Genomic DNA, 15,742 nt, shown 5'->3' with positions numbered 1-15,742 from the left:
GAGCATCTGATGTCTCTCACGATCCGCCGCGCACGGCCGGGCGAAGCGGGACTTGTCCTGTCCTTCGTTCGCGAACTCGCCGAATACGAAAAGCTGCTCCACGAAATGGAGGCGACGGAGGTTGACATCGACGCGGCGCTGTTCGGCGCCAATCCGCGCCTGTTCTGCGAGATTGCCGAATGGGAAGGCGAGCCGGTCGGCTTCGCGGTCTGGTTCGTCAATTTCTCGACCTTCAGCGGCCGCTCCGGAATCTATCTGGAAGACCTGTTCGTCCGCCCAGCGCTGCGCGGCAAGGGAATCGGCAAGGCGCTTTTGGTGCATCTCGCAAAGGAATGCGTGGCAAATGGCTGGTCGCGTTTGCAATGGTCGGTGCTGGACTGGAACACGCCGTCGATCGAATTCTACAAATCGCTCGGCGCGGTCCTGATGGACGAGTGGACGATTTGCCGGGTCGGCGGTCCTGATCTGACGGCGCTGGCGCAAGGGACGCGTTAATGGAAATCGTTCTCGTCGTAGCGGTCGCGGAGAACGGCGTGATCGGCGCCGCTGGCGCGATCCCGTGGCGGCTGAAATCCGACATGGCGCACTTCAAGGCGCTGACGACGGGCAAGCCCGTGGTGATGGGACGCAAGACTTTCGTCTCGATCGGACGGCCGCTCCCCGGACGGACCAATATCGTCGTCACCCGTGACAGCGGATTCCGTGCCGACGGCGTGGTGGTTACCCATTCCTTCACCGACGCCAAGGCGATCGCCACCGGCGATGCGCTGCGGCGTTTCGCCACTGAGATCGCCGTGATCGGCGGTGCGGAAATCTACGCGCAATGGATGGACAGCGCCGATCGCCTGGAGATTACCGAGGTGCACGCCCGGCCCGAGGGCGACACGAGCTTCCCGGCGGTCGATCTGACTGCGTGGGAAGAGGTGGCGCGCGTGCGGAATCCGGCCGGTCCGGACGACAGTGCCGATTTCTCCTATGTGACATTTCGTCGGCGCCATCAGCGTTAACCTCGCTAACCAATGTTTTGCATTGACAATTATGGCGTCAGGCATAGCTGCTTCGAGCAGGAAGCTTGCGTTGTAAGGGCCCGGGCGGTCCCCTATAAAGCCGGGCGGATATGCGAGGCTGAGGCATCCCCAACAGGCGGACCCAGGTCCCCCGCAGAGGAGAGTTTATATGCCGTGGAAGAATCAAGGCGGGGGCCCCTGGGGTCAGGGTCCCAAGGGACCGTGGGGCGGTGGACCGCAGTCGGTCGGGCCGAGGCCGCCTGATCTGGAAGACCTTCTGCGGCGCGGCCAGGACAGGCTGCAGCAGCTGCTGCCGGGCGGACATTTCAGCGGCATGGGCATCGCGCTGGTACTGGCCGGCGCGCTGGTGATCTGGGGGTTGTCGGGCTTCTTCCGCGTGCAGTCGGAAGAACTCGGTGTAGTGCTGCGCTTCGGCAAGCATGTGCGCACCGTCGAACCCGGGCTGAACTATCATCTGCCCTATCCGATCGAAACCGTGCTGCTGCCCAAGGCGCTGCGCGTCTCCACCATCTCGATCGGCATGACGCTGATCGACGATCCTGCAAGGCGGGGCCGCACCATGCGGGACGTGCCGGAAGAAAGCCTGATGCTGACCGGCGACGAAAACATAGTCGACGTCGATTTCACGGTGTTGTGGCGGATCAAGCCGAACGGCGTCGGCAATTTCCTCTTCAACATCCAGAATCCCGAAGGCACCGTGAAGGCGGTGGCCGAAAGCGCGATGCGCGAGGTGATCGGCCGTTCGCAGATCCAGCCGATCCTCACCGGCGCCCGCAACACCACCGAGCAGGCCGTTCACGAGCTGATGCAGAAGACGCTCGATAATTACGGCTCGGGCGTTCAGATCACGCAGGTGCAGATGCAGAAGGTCGACCCGCCCGCGCAGGTCATCGACGCGTTCCGCGACGTCCAGGCTGCGCGCGCCGACTTCGAGCGCTTGCAGAACGAGGCGCAATCCTATGCCAACCGCGTCGTTCCCGACGCCCGCGGTCGCGCTGCGCAGATCCTGCAGGTCGCCGAAGGTTACAAGGAACAGGCGGTCGCCGAGGCCAAGGGCCAGAGCGCACGCTTCAGCAAAGTCTACGACGAATACAAGAAGGCGCCCGACGTGACGCGGCAGCGAATTTATCTGGAGACGATGGAGCGGATTCTCGGCGGTTCCGAGAAGCTGGTCTATGACGGCGGCAACAACGGACAAGGCCAAGGCCTCGTGCCGTACCTGCCGCTCAGCGAATTGACGCCGCGCCGTCCGGCGCCGCCCGCCGGCCAGCAGCAGAGCGGAGGCACACGATGAGGTCTCCGGTTGCAGGTATTGTCAGCCTGATCCTGCTGTTCGCCCTCGTGATCGTGGGCTACAGCTCGATCTTCACGGTGTCGCAGACCGAGCAGGCGCTCGTGGTACGGCTCGGCCGGCCGGTCGACGTCGTGTCCGAGCCGGGCCTGAACTTCAAGGCGCCGTTCATCGACACCGTCATCAGCATCGACAAGCGCATTCTCGATCTGGAAAATCCGTCCCAGGAAGTCATCGCTTCCGACCAGAAACGGCTCGTGGTCGACGCCTTCGCCCGCTACCGGATCAAGAACCCGCTGCGCTTCTATCAGAGCATCGGCTCGATCCAGGCCGCCAACATCCAGCTCACCACGCTGTTGAACGCGGCATTGCGCCGCGTGCTGGGCGAGGTCACCTTCATCAATGTGGTGCGCGACGAGCGCGAGGGCCTGATGACGCGCATCCGCGACCAGCTCGACCGGGAGGCCGACCAGTACGGCATCCAGGTGGTCGACGTGCGTATCCGCCGCGCCGACCTGCCGGAGCAGAACAGCCAGGCAGTCTACAAGCGAATGCAGACCGAACGCGAGCGCGAGGCCCAGGAGTTCCGCGCCCAGGGTGGCCAGAAGTCGCAGGAGATCCGCTCGAAGGCCGACCGCGAGGCGACCGTTATCGTCGCCGAAGCCAATTCGACCGCCGAGCAGACGCGCGGCGTGGGCGACGCCGAGCGCAACCGCCTGTTCGCCGAGGCTTACGGCCGGGATCCGGATTTCTTTGCCTTCTATCGTTCGATGTCGGCCTATGAAACCGGGCTCCGCTCCAACGACACCCGCTTCCTGCTGCGGCCGGATTCCGAGTTCTTCCGCTTCTTTGCCAATCCGTCCGGCCACCCGCCGGCGGCAGCGGCGCCGAAGCAGTAAGGTCGGGCCAGGGATACGCGCGTTACGGCGAAGCGGGGGGGCCGCTTCGCCGGCAAAAAAGCAAAAGGCGCTTAAAGAGCGGGGGGATGCCATCCGATGAGGTCCATAGCGTTCGCCGACTTCCTCATCGGTGTGGGCATCCTCTTTGTGCTCGAAGGTCTGATGTTCGCTGCGAGCCCGGCCTGGATGCGCCGGGCAATGAAAAGCGCGCTGGCGACCCCGGACAATATCCTGCGGACCGTCGGCATCGTCTCGGCGGTCGTGGGTCTGCTGCTGATCTGGTTCGTGCGGCGGTAGCGCATTTTACCGCCGTTTGTGGCGAGATTCGACGGACAGCCTTGGAACTTTAAGGCTCCTCCGGCGTGTAATGGCCTGCCTTGGTTTGTTTAGTGCCTTGGCTTGCTTCGCACCTTGGAATGCCGGTGCCCCAGCGGACGCAAATAGCTGTGGCGCCAACGCAATCGTGAGTCGCCTGGCGCCGGTTTTTCGCCGGAATATCAGGTGCAGATGCTTGCGCCTCGGACCCGTTCGGGCGCAGTGTGGACCCCAAATTTGACCCCTTTTGGAGACAAGCCGATATGACCGGTGTCAGACCCGCTTTGACGAGCCGCCTGCGCCTGCTGGGGATTGCGATCTCGTTCAGCGCCGCCAGTATGCTGGCGGCGGCGCCGGCCAGCGCACGCGGGCCTGACGGCATCGCCGACATCGCCGAGAAGGTCATCGACTCCGTCGTCAATATCTCGACCTCGCAGAACGTCGAGGCCAAGGGCAGCGGTAACAGGGAAGCGATGCCGCAATTGCCGCCGGGCTCGCCGTTCGAGGAGTTCTTCGACGACTTCTTCAAGAACCGTCGCGGCGCCGCTCCCAAGGATGGCGACAAGAGCGGCGAGATGCAGCGCCGCAAGACCAATTCGCTCGGCTCCGGTTTCATCATCGACGCCGCGGGCGTCGTCGTTACCAACAATCACGTCATCGCGGACGCCGACGAGATCAACGTGATCATGAACGACGGCACCAAGATCAAGGCGGAGCTGGTCGGCGTCGACAAGAAGACCGATATCGCAGTCCTGAAGTTCAAGCCGGTGAAGCCGGTGAACGCGGTCAAGTTCGGCGATTCCGACAAGCTACGGCTCGGCGAGTGGGTGATCGCGATCGGCAATCCGTTCAGCCTCGGCGGCTCGGTGACGGCCGGCATCGTGTCGGCGCGCAACCGCGACATCAGCCAGGGGCCGTACGACAGCTACATCCAGACCGACGCCTCTATCAACCGCGGCAATTCCGGTGGACCCTTGTTCAACCTCGAAGGCGAAGTGGTCGGCGTCAACACGCTGATCATCTCGCCGACCGGCGGTTCGATCGGCCTCGGCTTCGCGGTGCCGTCGAAGACGGTGGCGGGCGTGGTCGATCAGCTCCGGCAGTTCGGCGAGCTGCGCCGCGGCTGGCTCGGCGTGCGCATTCAGCAGGTCACCGACGAGATCGCCGAAAGCCTCAACATCAAGCCCGCCCGCGGCGCGCTGGTTGCAGGCGTTGACGACAAGGGACCGGCGAAGCCCGCCGGCATCGAGCCCGGCGACATCGTCGTCAAGTTCGACGGCAAGGACGTCAAGGATCCGAAGGATCTCTCCCGCGTCGTGGCCGACACCGCGGTCGGCAAAGAAGTCGACGTGGTCATCATCCGCAAGGGCAATGAGGAGAGCCGCAAGGTCACGCTCGGCCGCCTCGAGGACACTGAAAAGGTGCAGCAGGCGGCCGCCAAGACCAAGGAAGACCCGGTCGAGAAGCCGGTGACGCAAAAGGCGCTCGGCCTCGATCTTGCCACGCTGAGCAAGGATCTGCGCACAAAGTACAAGATCAAGGAGAGCGTGAAGGGCGTTATCGTCACCGGTGTTGACGGCTCCTCCGATGCCGCCGAAAAGCGGCTGTCCGCCGGCGACGTCATCGTCGAGGTGGCGCAGGAGGCGGTCGGTAGCGCCGCCGACATCAAGAAGCGTGTCGACCAGCTCAAGAAGGACGGCAAGAAGTCGGTGTTGCTGCTGGTCTCGAACGGCGAGGGCGAATTGCGCTTCGTCGCGCTCAGCGTGCAGTAGATCTATCTCGTCATGGCCGGGCTTGACCCGGCCATCGATCCTATTCGCAAGACTCGCTCAAGATTGATGGATGCCCGGATCAAGTCCGGGCATGACTAGTTTTAGCCCGTCGGAGAGCCAAACGGCCTCACGTGAGTGAGACCACCGCCAGAAAGTGGATCGGCTCGAGGCGCAGCTTCGATCGCTTCACTTCCGGTATCTTGCTGTAATGCTGCAGCCAGAGTTCAAGAAAGCGGTCGAGGTCGACCAGCTCGATATGGACGGAGCCATTGCCGGCTTCGCGGCGCGCCTCCCGTGAGAAGCCGCCGGAAGAAACAAACAGGCCGATTTCCCTGTCACCCCGGATAATGCCGCGAAGCGCCGCGACATCCTCCCGCGACGCCGTCTGGTCGCGATGCTTCACCTGAACCCGGATGTGCGGCGTCTGCGCGCCGAGCGGATCGATATAGGCCAGGATATCCGTCCCGCCATCCGAGCCCGGCTTTGAAACGGTGCTGGTGGCGTACCCCATCCCTTCCAGCAGCGCGGCGACCAGGTTCTGAAACTCGTAGCCGGACAGCGTGTCGAGATAGGTGTCGATTTCGTCGCGCGCCTTTTCCTTGGCATCCTCAAACAAGACCGACGTATCGGGTGGCGGCGTTTCGTCGACGGCGTTGGCAATTCCAGCATCGGTCTTGCTCTTCTGATGGCTCCAGCGCCATTCTCGGTAGCGGGACCGCATCAGCCGCTTGAGTTCGTAGTCCGGCAGGGTCACGAACTTCTGGCCTTCGTCGGTCACCCGCCATCGTCCGTCCGACTTGACGAGCAATCCGGCCTTCGTCGCCGCGACGGAAAGGAAGTGCAGGGCGGCTCGCCATCGCGGCAGCCCCGATCCCTTCATCGTCTCCTTGTCGAAATCGTCCAGCGGCAGCTTCGATTCGATCTCCGCGTAGATATCGCGCGGACGCATGCCGTCCGGGTGAGCCCTTAAGAGTCCTAGTACGAATTTGATAAGTGAAACGCCACGATCAACCGTCTTAGGTTGGCTCATTGCGACCTCTTAAGATGCCTTTTGTGCAAGCTACTTAAGGTTGCTCATCGTCGCAATAGGTTCACGTTGCTGGCGTGAGCAACGAGCCGATTTCAATTAGTCCGCGAACTCCTCGCGCCGATATCCCTGCGCATAGAGCAGCGCAGTGAGATCGCCGTAGTCGATCCGCGCGGCGGCGGCTGCGGCAACCGCGGGCTTGGCGTGATAGGCGACACCGAGTCCCGCCGCCTGGATCATGCCGAGGTCGTTGGCGCCGTCGCCCGTCACCAGCGTGTCGATCTCGTCGAGGTCGAAGGATTCGCGCAGCTCGATCAAGGTTGCGAGCTTAGCGGCGCGGCCGAGAATCGGTTCAGTGACTTCGCCGGTGAATTTGCCGTCGCGCACCCTGAGCTCGTTAGCGCGGTTCTCCTGGAAGCCGATCCTGGCGGCGACCGCATGGGTGAACAGCGTGAAGCCGCCCGAGATCAGGCAGGTGTAAGCGCCGTTGGCGCGCATGGTCATGACCAGCTCGCGGCCTCCCGGCGTTGGCGTGATCCGCTTGGCCAGCACATCGTCGACCACGCTGACCTGCATGTCCTTCAACAGCGCGACGCGCTCGCGCAGTGCCGGCTCGAATTCGATCTCGCCGCGCATGGCGCGCTCGGTGATGGCGGCGACATGGGCCTTCAGCCCGGCGAAGTCGGCCAGCTCATCGATGCATTCCTGGCCGATCATGGTGGAATCCATGTCCGCCAGAAAAAGCTTCTTGCGCCTTGCCGCGGCAGGCTGCACGACAATGTCGATCGGCAGATCGCCGCGCGCCCGTTGCAGGCGGGTTTCGATCGCCTTGATCTCGTCCGGGCTATTGACCTGGCTGTCGAAGGGAATGTCGACTGCCACTTCGTCGAACAGCCATTGTGCCGTTCCCGGCGAGGGGAGAACGGCCAGCGCGCCGTCGACAATGGTACTGTCGAGCGCCGGATTGGCCGGGTTGCAGATGAGGGTGGCGACGAGGGACATGCAGGCGCATCAGCTTGGTTTGAGCAAGGCCGTGCTTATCGCAGGGCCGACCGCCAGCGGCAAGTCGGCCATGGCGCTCGAATTGGCGCAAAAGGCCGGCGGCGTCGTCATCAACACCGATTCGATGCAGGTCTATCGCGATCTCCGCATCATCACGGCCCGGCCGACGGTGGAAGAGGAGACGCGCGTCCCGCACCGGCTCTATGGCCATGTCGACGCGTCGGTCAATTTTTCGGCCGGTGCCTGGGTGGCGGATGCCGAAATGGTATTGGCGGAAGCGCGCGCCGAAAAACGTCTGCCGATCTTCATCGGCGGCTCCGGCCTCTATTTCAAGGCGCTGACGCGCGGCCTGTCCGCGGTGCCGCCGATCCCTACGGAAGTGCGAGAAGCCGTGCGCGCCCGGCTGGAGCGCGACGGCGTCGAGGCGTTGCACACCGAGCTGGCGCGGCGCGATCCCGTCTCTGCCGAACGCCTGAAACCGCGCGACCGCACCCGGATCGCCCGTGCGCTGGAGGTGATCGAGGCGACCGGCCGCGCGTTGCCCGACTGGCATCGTGAAGGCCTGCCGCCGCTGCTGCCGCCCGGCGAATTCACAGCAGTTTTCCTCGCGCCCGAACGCGACCAGCTTTATGCGCGGATCGATGCACGGTTCGGCGCGATGCTGGCCGAAGGTGCGCTGGATGAGGTCGCCGCACTCGCCGCGCGAAAGCTCGATCCACTGCTGCCGGCGATGAAGGCCCATGGCGTGCCGGCTTTGATCCGCTACCTCGGCGGCGAGATTACGCGCGAAGAGGCCGCCGAAATCGGCCGCGCGGATACCCGTCATTATGCAAAACGGCAGTTCACCTGGTTCCGGCACCAGTTGCCGGAGTTTGAATGGGTGACGCCCGAAGCGGCGAGGGGGTGGGTGACTAACGTCATTCCGGGGCGCATCGAAGATGCGAACTAGGATGTGCACTTGCACATCGGAGAATCTCGAGATTCCGGGTCTGGTCCTTCGGACCATCCCGGAATGACCTCGACGTGATGCCGCATGGCTGCACGCGCAAAATTCCCCCTCGCCGAATGCCCGGAACACCGCTACACTGCCTAAATCGCGCCGAAAGCGTCCATCCCTTGACTTCCGGGAGCCGGACGGTATAACCCGCGCAACCTTTGGGAAGTCCGAGCCGCAAAATGCGTAATATTATTACCAAACTCCTGATCGTCGTCGTACCCAGGCGCACCGCCGGGGGTGGCTAACGGCCATCCAAATTCAGGCGGTGTGCATGGGGCCTCTCGGGCCCCTTTTTATTTCCCAAAACAGACAACCGAAAGAAGCCGCGCCAACAGCGCATCCGGAGCAGACCATGACCGACCAGAGCCAAGACCCCAATCAGATGACCGGCGCCGCGATGATCGTGCGCGCGCTCATCGATCATGGCGTCCAGCACATCTTCGGCTATCCCGGCGGCGCGGTACTTCCGATCTATGACGAGATTTTCCAGCAGAGCGAGGTCGAGCACATCCTGGTGCGGCACGAGCAGGGCGCCGGCCACGCCGCCGAAGGCTATGCGCGCTCGACCGGCAAGCCGGGCGTCGTGCTGGTGACGTCGGGCCCCGGCGCCACCAACATGGTGACGCCGCTGACGGACGCGCTGATGGATTCGATCCCGCTGGTCTGCATCACCGGACAAGTTCCTACTCATTTGATCGGCAACGACGCGTTCCAGGAATGCGACACCGTCGGCATCACCCGTCCCTGCACCAAGCACAACTGGCTGGTGCGCGACGTCAACGATCTCGCAAAAGTGCTGCACGAGGCGTTCTATGTCGCGAGCTCAGGCCGTCCCGGCCCGGTCGTGGTCGACGTTCCCAAGGACGTGCAGTTCGCGGTCGGCACCTATCATCCGCCGCGCAAGGACGATGTGCATGTTTCCTACACGCCGCGGGTGAAGGGCGACGCGACGCAGATTCGCAAGGCCGTGGCGCTATTGGCTTCCGCCAAGCGGCCGGTGATCTATTCCGGCGGTGGCGTCATCAATTCCGGACCCGAGGCGTCAAAACTCCTGCGCGAACTGGTCGAGGTCACCGGATTCCCGATCACCTCGACGCTGATGGGGCTGGGCGCCTATCCCGCGTCGGGCAAGAACTGGCTCGGCATGCTCGGCATGCACGGCACCTACGAGGCCAACATGACGATGCATGGTTGCGACGTCATGCTGTGTGTCGGCGCGCGCTTCGACGACCGGATCACCGGCCGCACCGACGCGTTTTCGCCGGGCTCGAAGAAGATCCACATCGACATCGATCCATCCTCGATCAACAAGAACATTCGTGTCGACGTGCCGATCATCGGCGATGTCGGCAACGTGCTGGGTGACCTGTTGCAGGTGTTCAAGGCCGAGGCGAAGAAACCCGACATCAAGAGCTGGTGGCAGGAGATTGCCACCTGGCGGGCGCGCAATTCGCTCGCCTACAAGAAGAGCAACGACGTTATCCTGCCGCAATACGCCATCCAGAAGCTGTTCGAGGCGACGCGTGGCCACGATACCTACATCACGACCGAGGTCGGCCAGCACCAGATGTGGGCCGCGCAATTCTTCGGCTTCGAGGAGCCGCACCGCTGGATGACATCGGGCGGGCTCGGCACCATGGGCTACGGCCTGCCGGCGGCGCTCGGCGTGCAGGTCGCGCATCCCGACAGCCTCGTGATCGACATCGCCGGCGACGCCTCGGTGCAGATGACGATGCAGGAGATGTCGACGGCAGTTCAGTTTGAACTGCCGATCAAGATCTTCATCCTGAACAACCAGTATATGGGCATGGTGCGGCAGTGGCAGCAGCTTCTGCACGGCAACCGGCTGTCGCACTCCTATTCGGAAGCACTGCCGGATTTCGTCAAGCTCGCGGACGCCTTCGGCTGCGTCGGCATCCAGGCGATCAAGCCGGGCGATCTCGACGGCGCGCTCAAGGAGATGATCAAGGTCAAGCGCCCGGTACTGTTCGATTGTCGTGTCGCAGCGCTGGAAAACTGCTTCCCGATGATTCCGTCCGGCAAGGCGCACAACGAAATGCTGCTGCCGGTGGAAGCGACTGACGAAGCGACGGCGGCGGCCTTCGCCGGCGGCAAGGCGCTGGTGTGAGGTAATTGGTTGTGCAGTGCTCATCACGAGCTCTCTCTCTTTGCCTCTCCCCGCGTGCGGGGAGAGGTCGGCGCAACGCGCCGGGTGAGGGGGACTCTCCGCGAGTCCCTCCCTCACCGTCTTTGAGGAGGCAGCCCCTCACCCCAACCCTCTCCCCGCAAAGAGCGGGGCGAGGGAGCACATCGTGCGTGCGGCTAGTGGGGAGAATCCATGTTTGACCTCGCCGAGCTCGAACGCGCGCACGGAATTGTAGGACAGGCAGTGCCGCCGACGCCGGCGCATGCCTGGCCACTGCTGGCCGAGCGGCTGGGTACGCGCGTCATCGTCAAGCATGAGAACCACACGCCGATCGGCGCCTTCAAGGTGCGCGGCGGGCTGGTTTATCTCGAACGCCTGAAGCGCGAATGGCCGAACACGCCAGGGATCATTTCTGCGACCCGCGGCAATCACGGCCAGAGCCTTGCTTTCGCGGCTTCCCGTCACGGCGTGCCGGCAATGATCTATGTGCCGAAGGGCAATTCGGTCGAGAAGAACCGCGCGATGCGCGCGTTCGGCGCCGAGTTGATCGAACATGGCGAGGATTTTCAGGCGGCAGCCGAAGAGGCACAGCGCCGTGCCCAGTTCGCCGGCCTGCACATGGTGCCGTCGTTCCACAGGGATCTCGTGCTTGGCGTCGCCACCTACGCGCTCGAACTGTTCCGGGCCGCGCCCGATCTCGATATTCTCTACGTGCCGATCGGGCAGGGCTCCGGCATCTCCGGCTGCATCATGGCGCGCGATCTGCTCGGGCTGAAGACGGAGATCGTCGGCGTGCAGTCCACCGAAGCGCCGTCCTACGCGCTGTCGTTTGCGGCAGGAAAAATCGTGACCACCGAATCCAGCAATACGCTGGCCGACGGCATGGCGACGCGCATCCCCGATCCGGACGCCTTCGCCACCATTCGCAAGGGCGCTGCGCGCATCGTGCAGGTGACCGACGATGAGGTCGGAGCCGCGATCCGCGCCTACTGGACCGATACGCACAACCTGGCCGAAGGCGCCGGCGCAGCCGCGCTCGCCGCCGCGCTGCAGGAAAAGCAAAAACTCGCCGGCAAGCGCGTCGGCCTGATCCTGTCAGGCGGCAATATCGATTTCGATCTGTTCCGCAAATGGGTCGGGACGGAGGTCACGCCGACGGCCGAACGAGCGATGGCGTGATGAGAGGACATGTAAGGGGACGACCATGAACCAGCCCGCATCCGCCTACTTCCTGGAAGAGCGCCACGATCCCAACGAGACGCACACGCTCTCGGTGCTGGTGCAGAACGAGCCCGGCGTGCTCGCGCGCGTGATCGGCCTGTTCTCCGGCCGCGGCTACAACATCGACAGTCTCACTGTCTCCGAGACCGAGAGCCAGAAACATCTCTCGCGCATCACCATCGTCACCACGGGCACGCCGATGGTGATCGAGCAGATCAAGCACCAGCTCGACCGCATGATTCCGGTCTATCGCGTGGTCGACATGACCATCACCGGCCGCTCGATCGAGCGGGAACTCGCCATGGTGAAAGTGCGTGGCCGCGGCGACAGCCGGGTCGAGGCGCTGCGGCTGGCGGACGCGTTCCGCGCCCGCGTGATCGACGCCACGACCGAAAGTTTTGTGTTCGAGATCACAGGCAATTCATCGAAGATCAGTCAATTTATCGACCTGATGCGCCCGCTCGGCCTTGTCGAGGTGTCGCGCACTGGCGTTGCCGCAATCGGGCGTGGGCCTGAGGGGATGTGAACATGCTGGCGCGGGACTGGTACTACACTCAAAGACGGCGTCTCGGGCTCGATCGCGCGGTCGCCTCGATCTACGACCGGCATGACGACAGCGACGAGCGCGCCCGCGCCGCGCTCACCATGCTTGGTGTGCAGTCGGGCTGGCGGGTGGCCGATATCGGCTGCGGCAACGGCGTACTGGCCTGCGAAGCGGCGCTGATGGGGGCCGAAGTAGACGCAATAGACATATCGCCGGCGATGCTGGCGCTCGCCAATATCCAGGCCCGCGACCGCAAGATCGCAATCCGCACCCAGCCGGCCGGCATGCTGAGCTTTGCCTACCAGCCCAATTCCTACGATCTGATCGTCAGCGAATTCACGCTGCATCATTTGCCGGATTTCTGGAAAGCGGTGGCGCTGGCGCGGATCTATGCCGCGCTGAAGCCCGGCGCAAATTTCTACCTGCGCGACATCGTCTTTGTCAGCATGCCGGATGGCGTCGAGCGCGATGTCGACCAATGGGCCGATTTCACCATCAAGAACCACGATTTCCAGCGCGAAGGCGTGGTCACCCATATGCGCGACGAATACTCGACCTTCGGCTGGGTGATCGAGCGCATGCTGACCGATATCGGCTTCACGCTGGAATCGGTCGATTACCACGCGCCGCTCCACGGCACCTATCTCCTGCGCAAGCCAAAGCCGGACCAACAGAGCTAGAAAAAAATGAAACCGGCGGATGTCTGCATCGCCGTGCTGGTAGCGGTGATCTGGGGCCTTGCTTTCGTGGCCAGCCGGATCGCGCTCAATGAGTTTTCGCCGGAACTGATGACGACGCTGCGCTTTTCGATCGCCGCCTTGCCCTGCCTGTTCGTGGCGCGGCCCAAGATTTCATGGACGGTGCTGGCCTCGATCAGCTTCACGCTGTTCCTCGGCCAGTTTCTGGCCCAAGCCTTCGCCATCGCGCATGGCGTTCCCGTCGGCCTTTCCAGCGTGATCGTGCAGAGCCAGGCGCTGTTCACCATCGGCTTTGCCGCGCTGTTGTTCCGCGAGCGGCCGGGCCCATGGCAGAGCGTCGGCATCGGTATTGCCACCGCTGGGTTACTGATGATCTGCGGCACCGTCGGCTACGATTTCAGCATCAGCGCATTTGCCGTGCTGATGATCTCGCCGCTCAGCTTCGCGGCCGGCAATCTGCTGCTCCGGCGCGCGCAGGGCGTGCCGATGTTCGACCTGTTCGCGTGGCTGTGCCTGGTCGCGGCAGTTCCGCTGCTGGCGTTGACGCTGGTCAGCAATGGTCCGCAGCCGACCTGGCATGCGCTGACCCACATGTCGCTGACCGGCCTGATGTGCATGATCGGCCTGGGCGGCGTCTCCACCAGTATCGCCTACTGGCTGTGGGGCCGGCTGCTGCGGGACTATCCGGCGGCGCAGGTGGTGCCGTTTGCGCTGCTGGTGCCGTTCGTCGGTTCCGCCGCATCGAGCGTAGTGTTCGGCGAAACTTTTGGGCCGCTGCGGCTCGCCGGCATGGTCACCGTGGTCGGCGGCATCGCCGTCATGCTGCTGTCCAAACCTACCCAGGCTTCAGAAAAACAAGTTCTGCCAAAGATCGCGTGAGGCCCCCAATGTCGCAGTCGCTTTTGATCGCCTTCGTCATGTTCGCCACCGTGATGTTCTTCACCCCGGGGCCGAACAACATCATGTTGCTGTCCTCGGGGCTCACTTACGGCTTCCGCCCGACCATCCCGCATATCATGGGCATCACGGTCGGCTTCGCCTTCATGGTCGGCGCGGTCGGCCTCGGGCTCGGCACCATCTTCATCGCCTATCCGGTGCTGCAGACCATCCTGAAATATGCCGGCGCGGCCTATCTGATCTATCTGGCCTGGGCGATCGCGATGTCCGAGCCACCTTCCGCCGAGGAGGACAAAAGCCGCGGCCGCCCGATGACGTTCTGGGGCGCGGCCATGTTCCAGTGGGTCAACGCCAAGGGCTGGGTCATGGTGATCGGCACCATCACCGCCTATGCGGCGATCGCAGCCTATCCCTGGAACATCGCGATCCAGGTCGGCCTCAGCCTGCTGTTGGGAATCCTGTCCTGCACCGCCTGGGCCCTGTTCGGCACCGCGCTGCGGCCGGTCCTGACCTCCCGCCGGGCGGTGCGCGCCTTCAACATCGTCATGGCGGTGCTGCTCTTGGCCTCGCTCTATCCGGTCTTCATGGACGCATGATGCCGCACCGGGCCATGCATAAACGGATTTCCCCTCGGAAGGAAAATGCTCTAGACAACGCCGGAAATTCGCGGGCGGCCGGCGGTCCCACCCACCCAAATGCCTGATTAACCGGCCCTTTTTGGCCATCGATTGAGGAAACGACCATGCGTGTTTATTACGATCGCGACGCCGACCTGAACCTGATCAAGGGCAAGAAGGTCGTCATCGTCGGCTATGGCAGCCAGGGCCACGCCCATGCGCTGAACCTGAAGGACTCTGGCGTCAAGGAAGTCGCCATTGCGCTGCGCAAGGGTTCGGCCTCGGCCAAGAAGGCGGAAGCCGCCGGCTTCAAGGTGATGGAAGTCGCCGAGGCCGCCAAATGGGCCGACCTCGTCATGATGCTGACCCCGGACGAGCTGCAGGGCGACATCTACCGCGAGCACCTGCATGACAACATGAAGAAGGGCGCCGCGCTCGTCTTCGCCCACGGCCTCAACGTCCATTTCAACCTGCTCGACCCCCGCGCCGACCTCGACGTGCTGATGATCGCGCCGAAGGGCCCCGGCCACACTGTCCGCTCGGAATACCAGCGCGGCGGCGGCGTGCCCTGCCTGATCGCGATCGCCAAGGACGTCTCCGGCAACGCCCATGACCTCGGCCTGTCTTATGCCTCGGCAATCGGCGGCGGCCGCGCCGGCATCATCGAGACCACCTTCAAGGAAGAGTGCGAGACCGACCTGTTCGGCGAGCAGGTCGTGCTCTGTGGCGGCCTGGTCGAACTGATCAAGGGCGGCTACGAGACGCTGGTCGAGGCCGGCTACGCCCCCGAGATGGCCTATTTCGAGTGCCTGCACGAGGTGAAGCTGATCGTCGACCTGATCTATGAAGGCGGCATCGCCAACATGAACTACTCGATCTCCAACACCGCCGAGTACGGCGAATACGTCACCGGCCCGCGGATCGTGACCGCCGAAACCAAGGCCGAGATGAAGCGCGTCCTCGCCGACATCCAGGGCGGCAAGTTCGCCCGCGACTGGATGCTGGAGAACAAGGTCAACCAGACCTCGTTCAAGGCGACCCGCGCCAAGCTCGCCGCCCATCCGATCGAGGAAGTCGGCGCAAAACTCCGCGACATGATGCCGTGGATCAAGAAGGGCGCGCTGGTCGACAAGACCAAGAACTGAGGCGGGGTCGCTCTGTGTAGATTCCATGGGGCGGTGAGCGTGCCCTCTCCGGTAGGTTTGGGTTTCCACACTCGAACCATCGGAGAGTCAGATGCAAGCATCGACCGTAGACACGCCCACCGCCGCACAGTTTGGCACGATTT

At 63.6% G+C, this 15,742-nt stretch carries 16 protein-coding genes; 14 read left to right on the top strand and 2 right to left on the bottom strand.

What is annotated here, in order from left to right; genetic code table 11:
* The first annotated feature begins 9 nt into the window (after nucleotides 1-9).
* From AC0QUY_RS08250 to AC0QUY_RS08225, 6 genes are all read left to right on the top strand, one after another.
* Entirely contained in the window at nucleotides 10-495 is a 486-nt protein-coding gene (locus tag AC0QUY_RS08250; RefSeq protein WP_475386472.1) for an N-acetyltransferase family protein, read from the top strand.
* Entirely contained in the window at nucleotides 495-1,007 is a 513-nt protein-coding gene (locus tag AC0QUY_RS08245; RefSeq protein WP_475386471.1) for a dihydrofolate reductase, read from the top strand. The genes AC0QUY_RS08250 and AC0QUY_RS08245 overlap by 1 nt, the downstream gene beginning before the upstream one ends.
* Before the next feature lie 169 nt (nucleotides 1,008-1,176).
* Nucleotides 1,177-2,322 carry an FtsH protease activity modulator HflK gene (gene hflK / locus AC0QUY_RS08240; protein ID WP_161849396.1) on the top strand — a complete coding sequence of 382 codons (1,146 nt, stop codon included), beginning with the start codon at nucleotides 1,177-1,179 and terminating at the stop codon, nucleotides 2,320-2,322.
* On the top strand, nucleotides 2,319-3,218 hold the full coding sequence (gene hflC, locus AC0QUY_RS08235) for a protease modulator HflC (protein ID WP_161849395.1): 900 nt from the start codon (nucleotides 2,319-2,321) through the stop codon (nucleotides 3,216-3,218). Before hflK ends, hflC begins: the two co-directional genes overlap by 4 nt.
* Before the next feature lie 96 nt (nucleotides 3,219-3,314).
* Complete coding sequence (locus AC0QUY_RS08230) at nucleotides 3,315-3,515, top strand: DUF2065 domain-containing protein (RefSeq protein WP_057838630.1); 201 nt, start codon at nucleotides 3,315-3,317, stop codon at nucleotides 3,513-3,515.
* 281 nt (nucleotides 3,516-3,796) lie between these two features.
* Nucleotides 3,797-5,305, top strand: coding sequence for a Do family serine endopeptidase (locus tag AC0QUY_RS08225; protein WP_161849394.1), 1,509 nt, complete (start codon nucleotides 3,797-3,799; stop codon nucleotides 5,303-5,305).
* Between the two features lie 127 nt (nucleotides 5,306-5,432).
* On the opposite strand, the gene AC0QUY_RS08220 is transcribed toward AC0QUY_RS08225, so the two are convergent.
* Both AC0QUY_RS08220 and serB read right to left on the bottom strand, forming a co-directional pair.
* A complete protein-coding gene (locus AC0QUY_RS08220) occupies nucleotides 5,433-6,335 on the bottom strand; it encodes a restriction endonuclease (RefSeq protein WP_475386470.1) in 903 nt (300 codons plus the stop codon).
* A gap of 96 nt (nucleotides 6,336-6,431) precedes the next feature.
* Nucleotides 6,432-7,334, bottom strand: a complete 903-nt coding sequence (gene serB, locus AC0QUY_RS08215; protein ID WP_475386469.1) for a phosphoserine phosphatase SerB — start codon at nucleotides 7,332-7,334, stop codon at nucleotides 6,432-6,434.
* On the opposite strand from serB, the gene miaA reads away from it, so the two are divergent.
* From miaA to ilvC, 8 genes are all read left to right on the top strand, one after another.
* On the top strand, nucleotides 7,333-8,283 hold the full coding sequence (gene miaA / locus AC0QUY_RS08210) for a tRNA (adenosine(37)-N6)-dimethylallyltransferase MiaA (protein ID WP_475386468.1): 951 nt from the start codon (nucleotides 7,333-7,335) through the stop codon (nucleotides 8,281-8,283). The two genes, serB and miaA, sit on opposite strands and share 2 nt — an antisense overlap.
* Nucleotides 8,284-8,683: 400 nt before the next feature.
* A complete protein-coding gene (locus AC0QUY_RS08205) occupies nucleotides 8,684-10,459 on the top strand; it encodes an acetolactate synthase 3 large subunit (protein ID WP_161849390.1) in 1,776 nt (591 codons plus the stop codon).
* A 210-nt stretch (nucleotides 10,460-10,669) separates the two neighbouring features.
* Complete coding sequence (locus AC0QUY_RS08200) at nucleotides 10,670-11,656, top strand: threonine dehydratase (protein ID WP_475386467.1); 987 nt, start codon at nucleotides 10,670-10,672, stop codon at nucleotides 11,654-11,656.
* Nucleotides 11,657-11,681: 25 nt separating this feature from the next.
* Nucleotides 11,682-12,224 carry an acetolactate synthase small subunit gene (gene ilvN / locus AC0QUY_RS08195; protein ID WP_161849388.1) on the top strand — a complete coding sequence of 181 codons (543 nt, stop codon included), beginning with the start codon at nucleotides 11,682-11,684 and terminating at the stop codon, nucleotides 12,222-12,224.
* A 2-nt stretch (nucleotides 12,225-12,226) separates the two neighbouring features.
* The gene (locus AC0QUY_RS08190; RefSeq protein WP_161849387.1) at nucleotides 12,227-12,922 is read left to right on the top strand and encodes a class I SAM-dependent methyltransferase; all 696 of its coding nucleotides are present in this window, start codon (nucleotides 12,227-12,229) and stop codon (nucleotides 12,920-12,922) included.
* 6 nt (nucleotides 12,923-12,928) lie between these two features.
* Nucleotides 12,929-13,819: an EamA family transporter gene (locus AC0QUY_RS08185; RefSeq protein ID WP_161849386.1), complete on the top strand. Its 891-nt coding sequence runs from the start codon at nucleotides 12,929-12,931 to the stop codon at nucleotides 13,817-13,819.
* An 8-nt stretch (nucleotides 13,820-13,827) separates the two neighbouring features.
* Nucleotides 13,828-14,433 carry a LysE family translocator gene (locus tag AC0QUY_RS08180; protein ID WP_161849385.1) on the top strand — a complete coding sequence of 202 codons (606 nt, stop codon included), beginning with the start codon at nucleotides 13,828-13,830 and terminating at the stop codon, nucleotides 14,431-14,433.
* A gap of 146 nt (nucleotides 14,434-14,579) precedes the next feature.
* The gene (gene ilvC, locus AC0QUY_RS08175; RefSeq protein WP_065752640.1) at nucleotides 14,580-15,599 is read left to right on the top strand and encodes a ketol-acid reductoisomerase; all 1,020 of its coding nucleotides are present in this window, start codon (nucleotides 14,580-14,582) and stop codon (nucleotides 15,597-15,599) included.
* The last annotated feature ends 143 nt before the right edge of the window (nucleotides 15,600-15,742 follow it).

It is taken from the genome of Bradyrhizobium sp. WYCCWR15520 (assembly GCF_056174665.1).
This window is presented reverse-complemented; position numbering and strand designations above follow the sequence as displayed.

Bases quoted from the DNA above. Each gene is read 5' to 3' on its own strand.
- AC0QUY_RS08250 (WP_475386472.1), top strand. From the start codon at position 10: ATGTCTCTCACGATCCGCCGCGCACGGCCGGGCGAAGCGGGACTTGTC.
- AC0QUY_RS08245 (WP_475386471.1), top strand. From the start codon at position 495: ATGGAAATCGTTCTCGTCGTAGCGGTCGCGGAGAACGGCGTGATCGGC.
- hflK (WP_161849396.1), top strand. From the start codon at position 1,177: ATGCCGTGGAAGAATCAAGGCGGGGGCCCCTGGGGTCAGGGTCCCAAG.
- hflC (WP_161849395.1), top strand. From the start codon at position 2,319: ATGAGGTCTCCGGTTGCAGGTATTGTCAGCCTGATCCTGCTGTTCGCC.
- AC0QUY_RS08230 (WP_057838630.1), top strand. From the start codon at position 3,315: ATGAGGTCCATAGCGTTCGCCGACTTCCTCATCGGTGTGGGCATCCTC.
- AC0QUY_RS08225 (WP_161849394.1), top strand. From the start codon at position 3,797: ATGACCGGTGTCAGACCCGCTTTGACGAGCCGCCTGCGCCTGCTGGGG.
- AC0QUY_RS08220 (WP_475386470.1), bottom strand. From the start codon at position 6,335: ATGAGCCAACCTAAGACGGTTGATCGTGGCGTTTCACTTATCAAATTC.
- miaA (WP_475386468.1), top strand. From the start codon at position 7,333: ATGCAGGCGCATCAGCTTGGTTTGAGCAAGGCCGTGCTTATCGCAGGG.
- serB (WP_475386469.1), bottom strand. From the start codon at position 7,334: ATGTCCCTCGTCGCCACCCTCATCTGCAACCCGGCCAATCCGGCGCTC.
- AC0QUY_RS08205 (WP_161849390.1), top strand. From the start codon at position 8,684: ATGACCGACCAGAGCCAAGACCCCAATCAGATGACCGGCGCCGCGATG.
- AC0QUY_RS08200 (WP_475386467.1), top strand. From the start codon at position 10,670: ATGTTTGACCTCGCCGAGCTCGAACGCGCGCACGGAATTGTAGGACAG.
- ilvN (WP_161849388.1), top strand. From the start codon at position 11,682: ATGAACCAGCCCGCATCCGCCTACTTCCTGGAAGAGCGCCACGATCCC.
- AC0QUY_RS08190 (WP_161849387.1), top strand. From the start codon at position 12,227: ATGCTGGCGCGGGACTGGTACTACACTCAAAGACGGCGTCTCGGGCTC.
- AC0QUY_RS08185 (WP_161849386.1), top strand. From the start codon at position 12,929: ATGAAACCGGCGGATGTCTGCATCGCCGTGCTGGTAGCGGTGATCTGG.
- AC0QUY_RS08180 (WP_161849385.1), top strand. From the start codon at position 13,828: ATGTCGCAGTCGCTTTTGATCGCCTTCGTCATGTTCGCCACCGTGATG.
- ilvC (WP_065752640.1), top strand. From the start codon at position 14,580: ATGCGTGTTTATTACGATCGCGACGCCGACCTGAACCTGATCAAGGGC.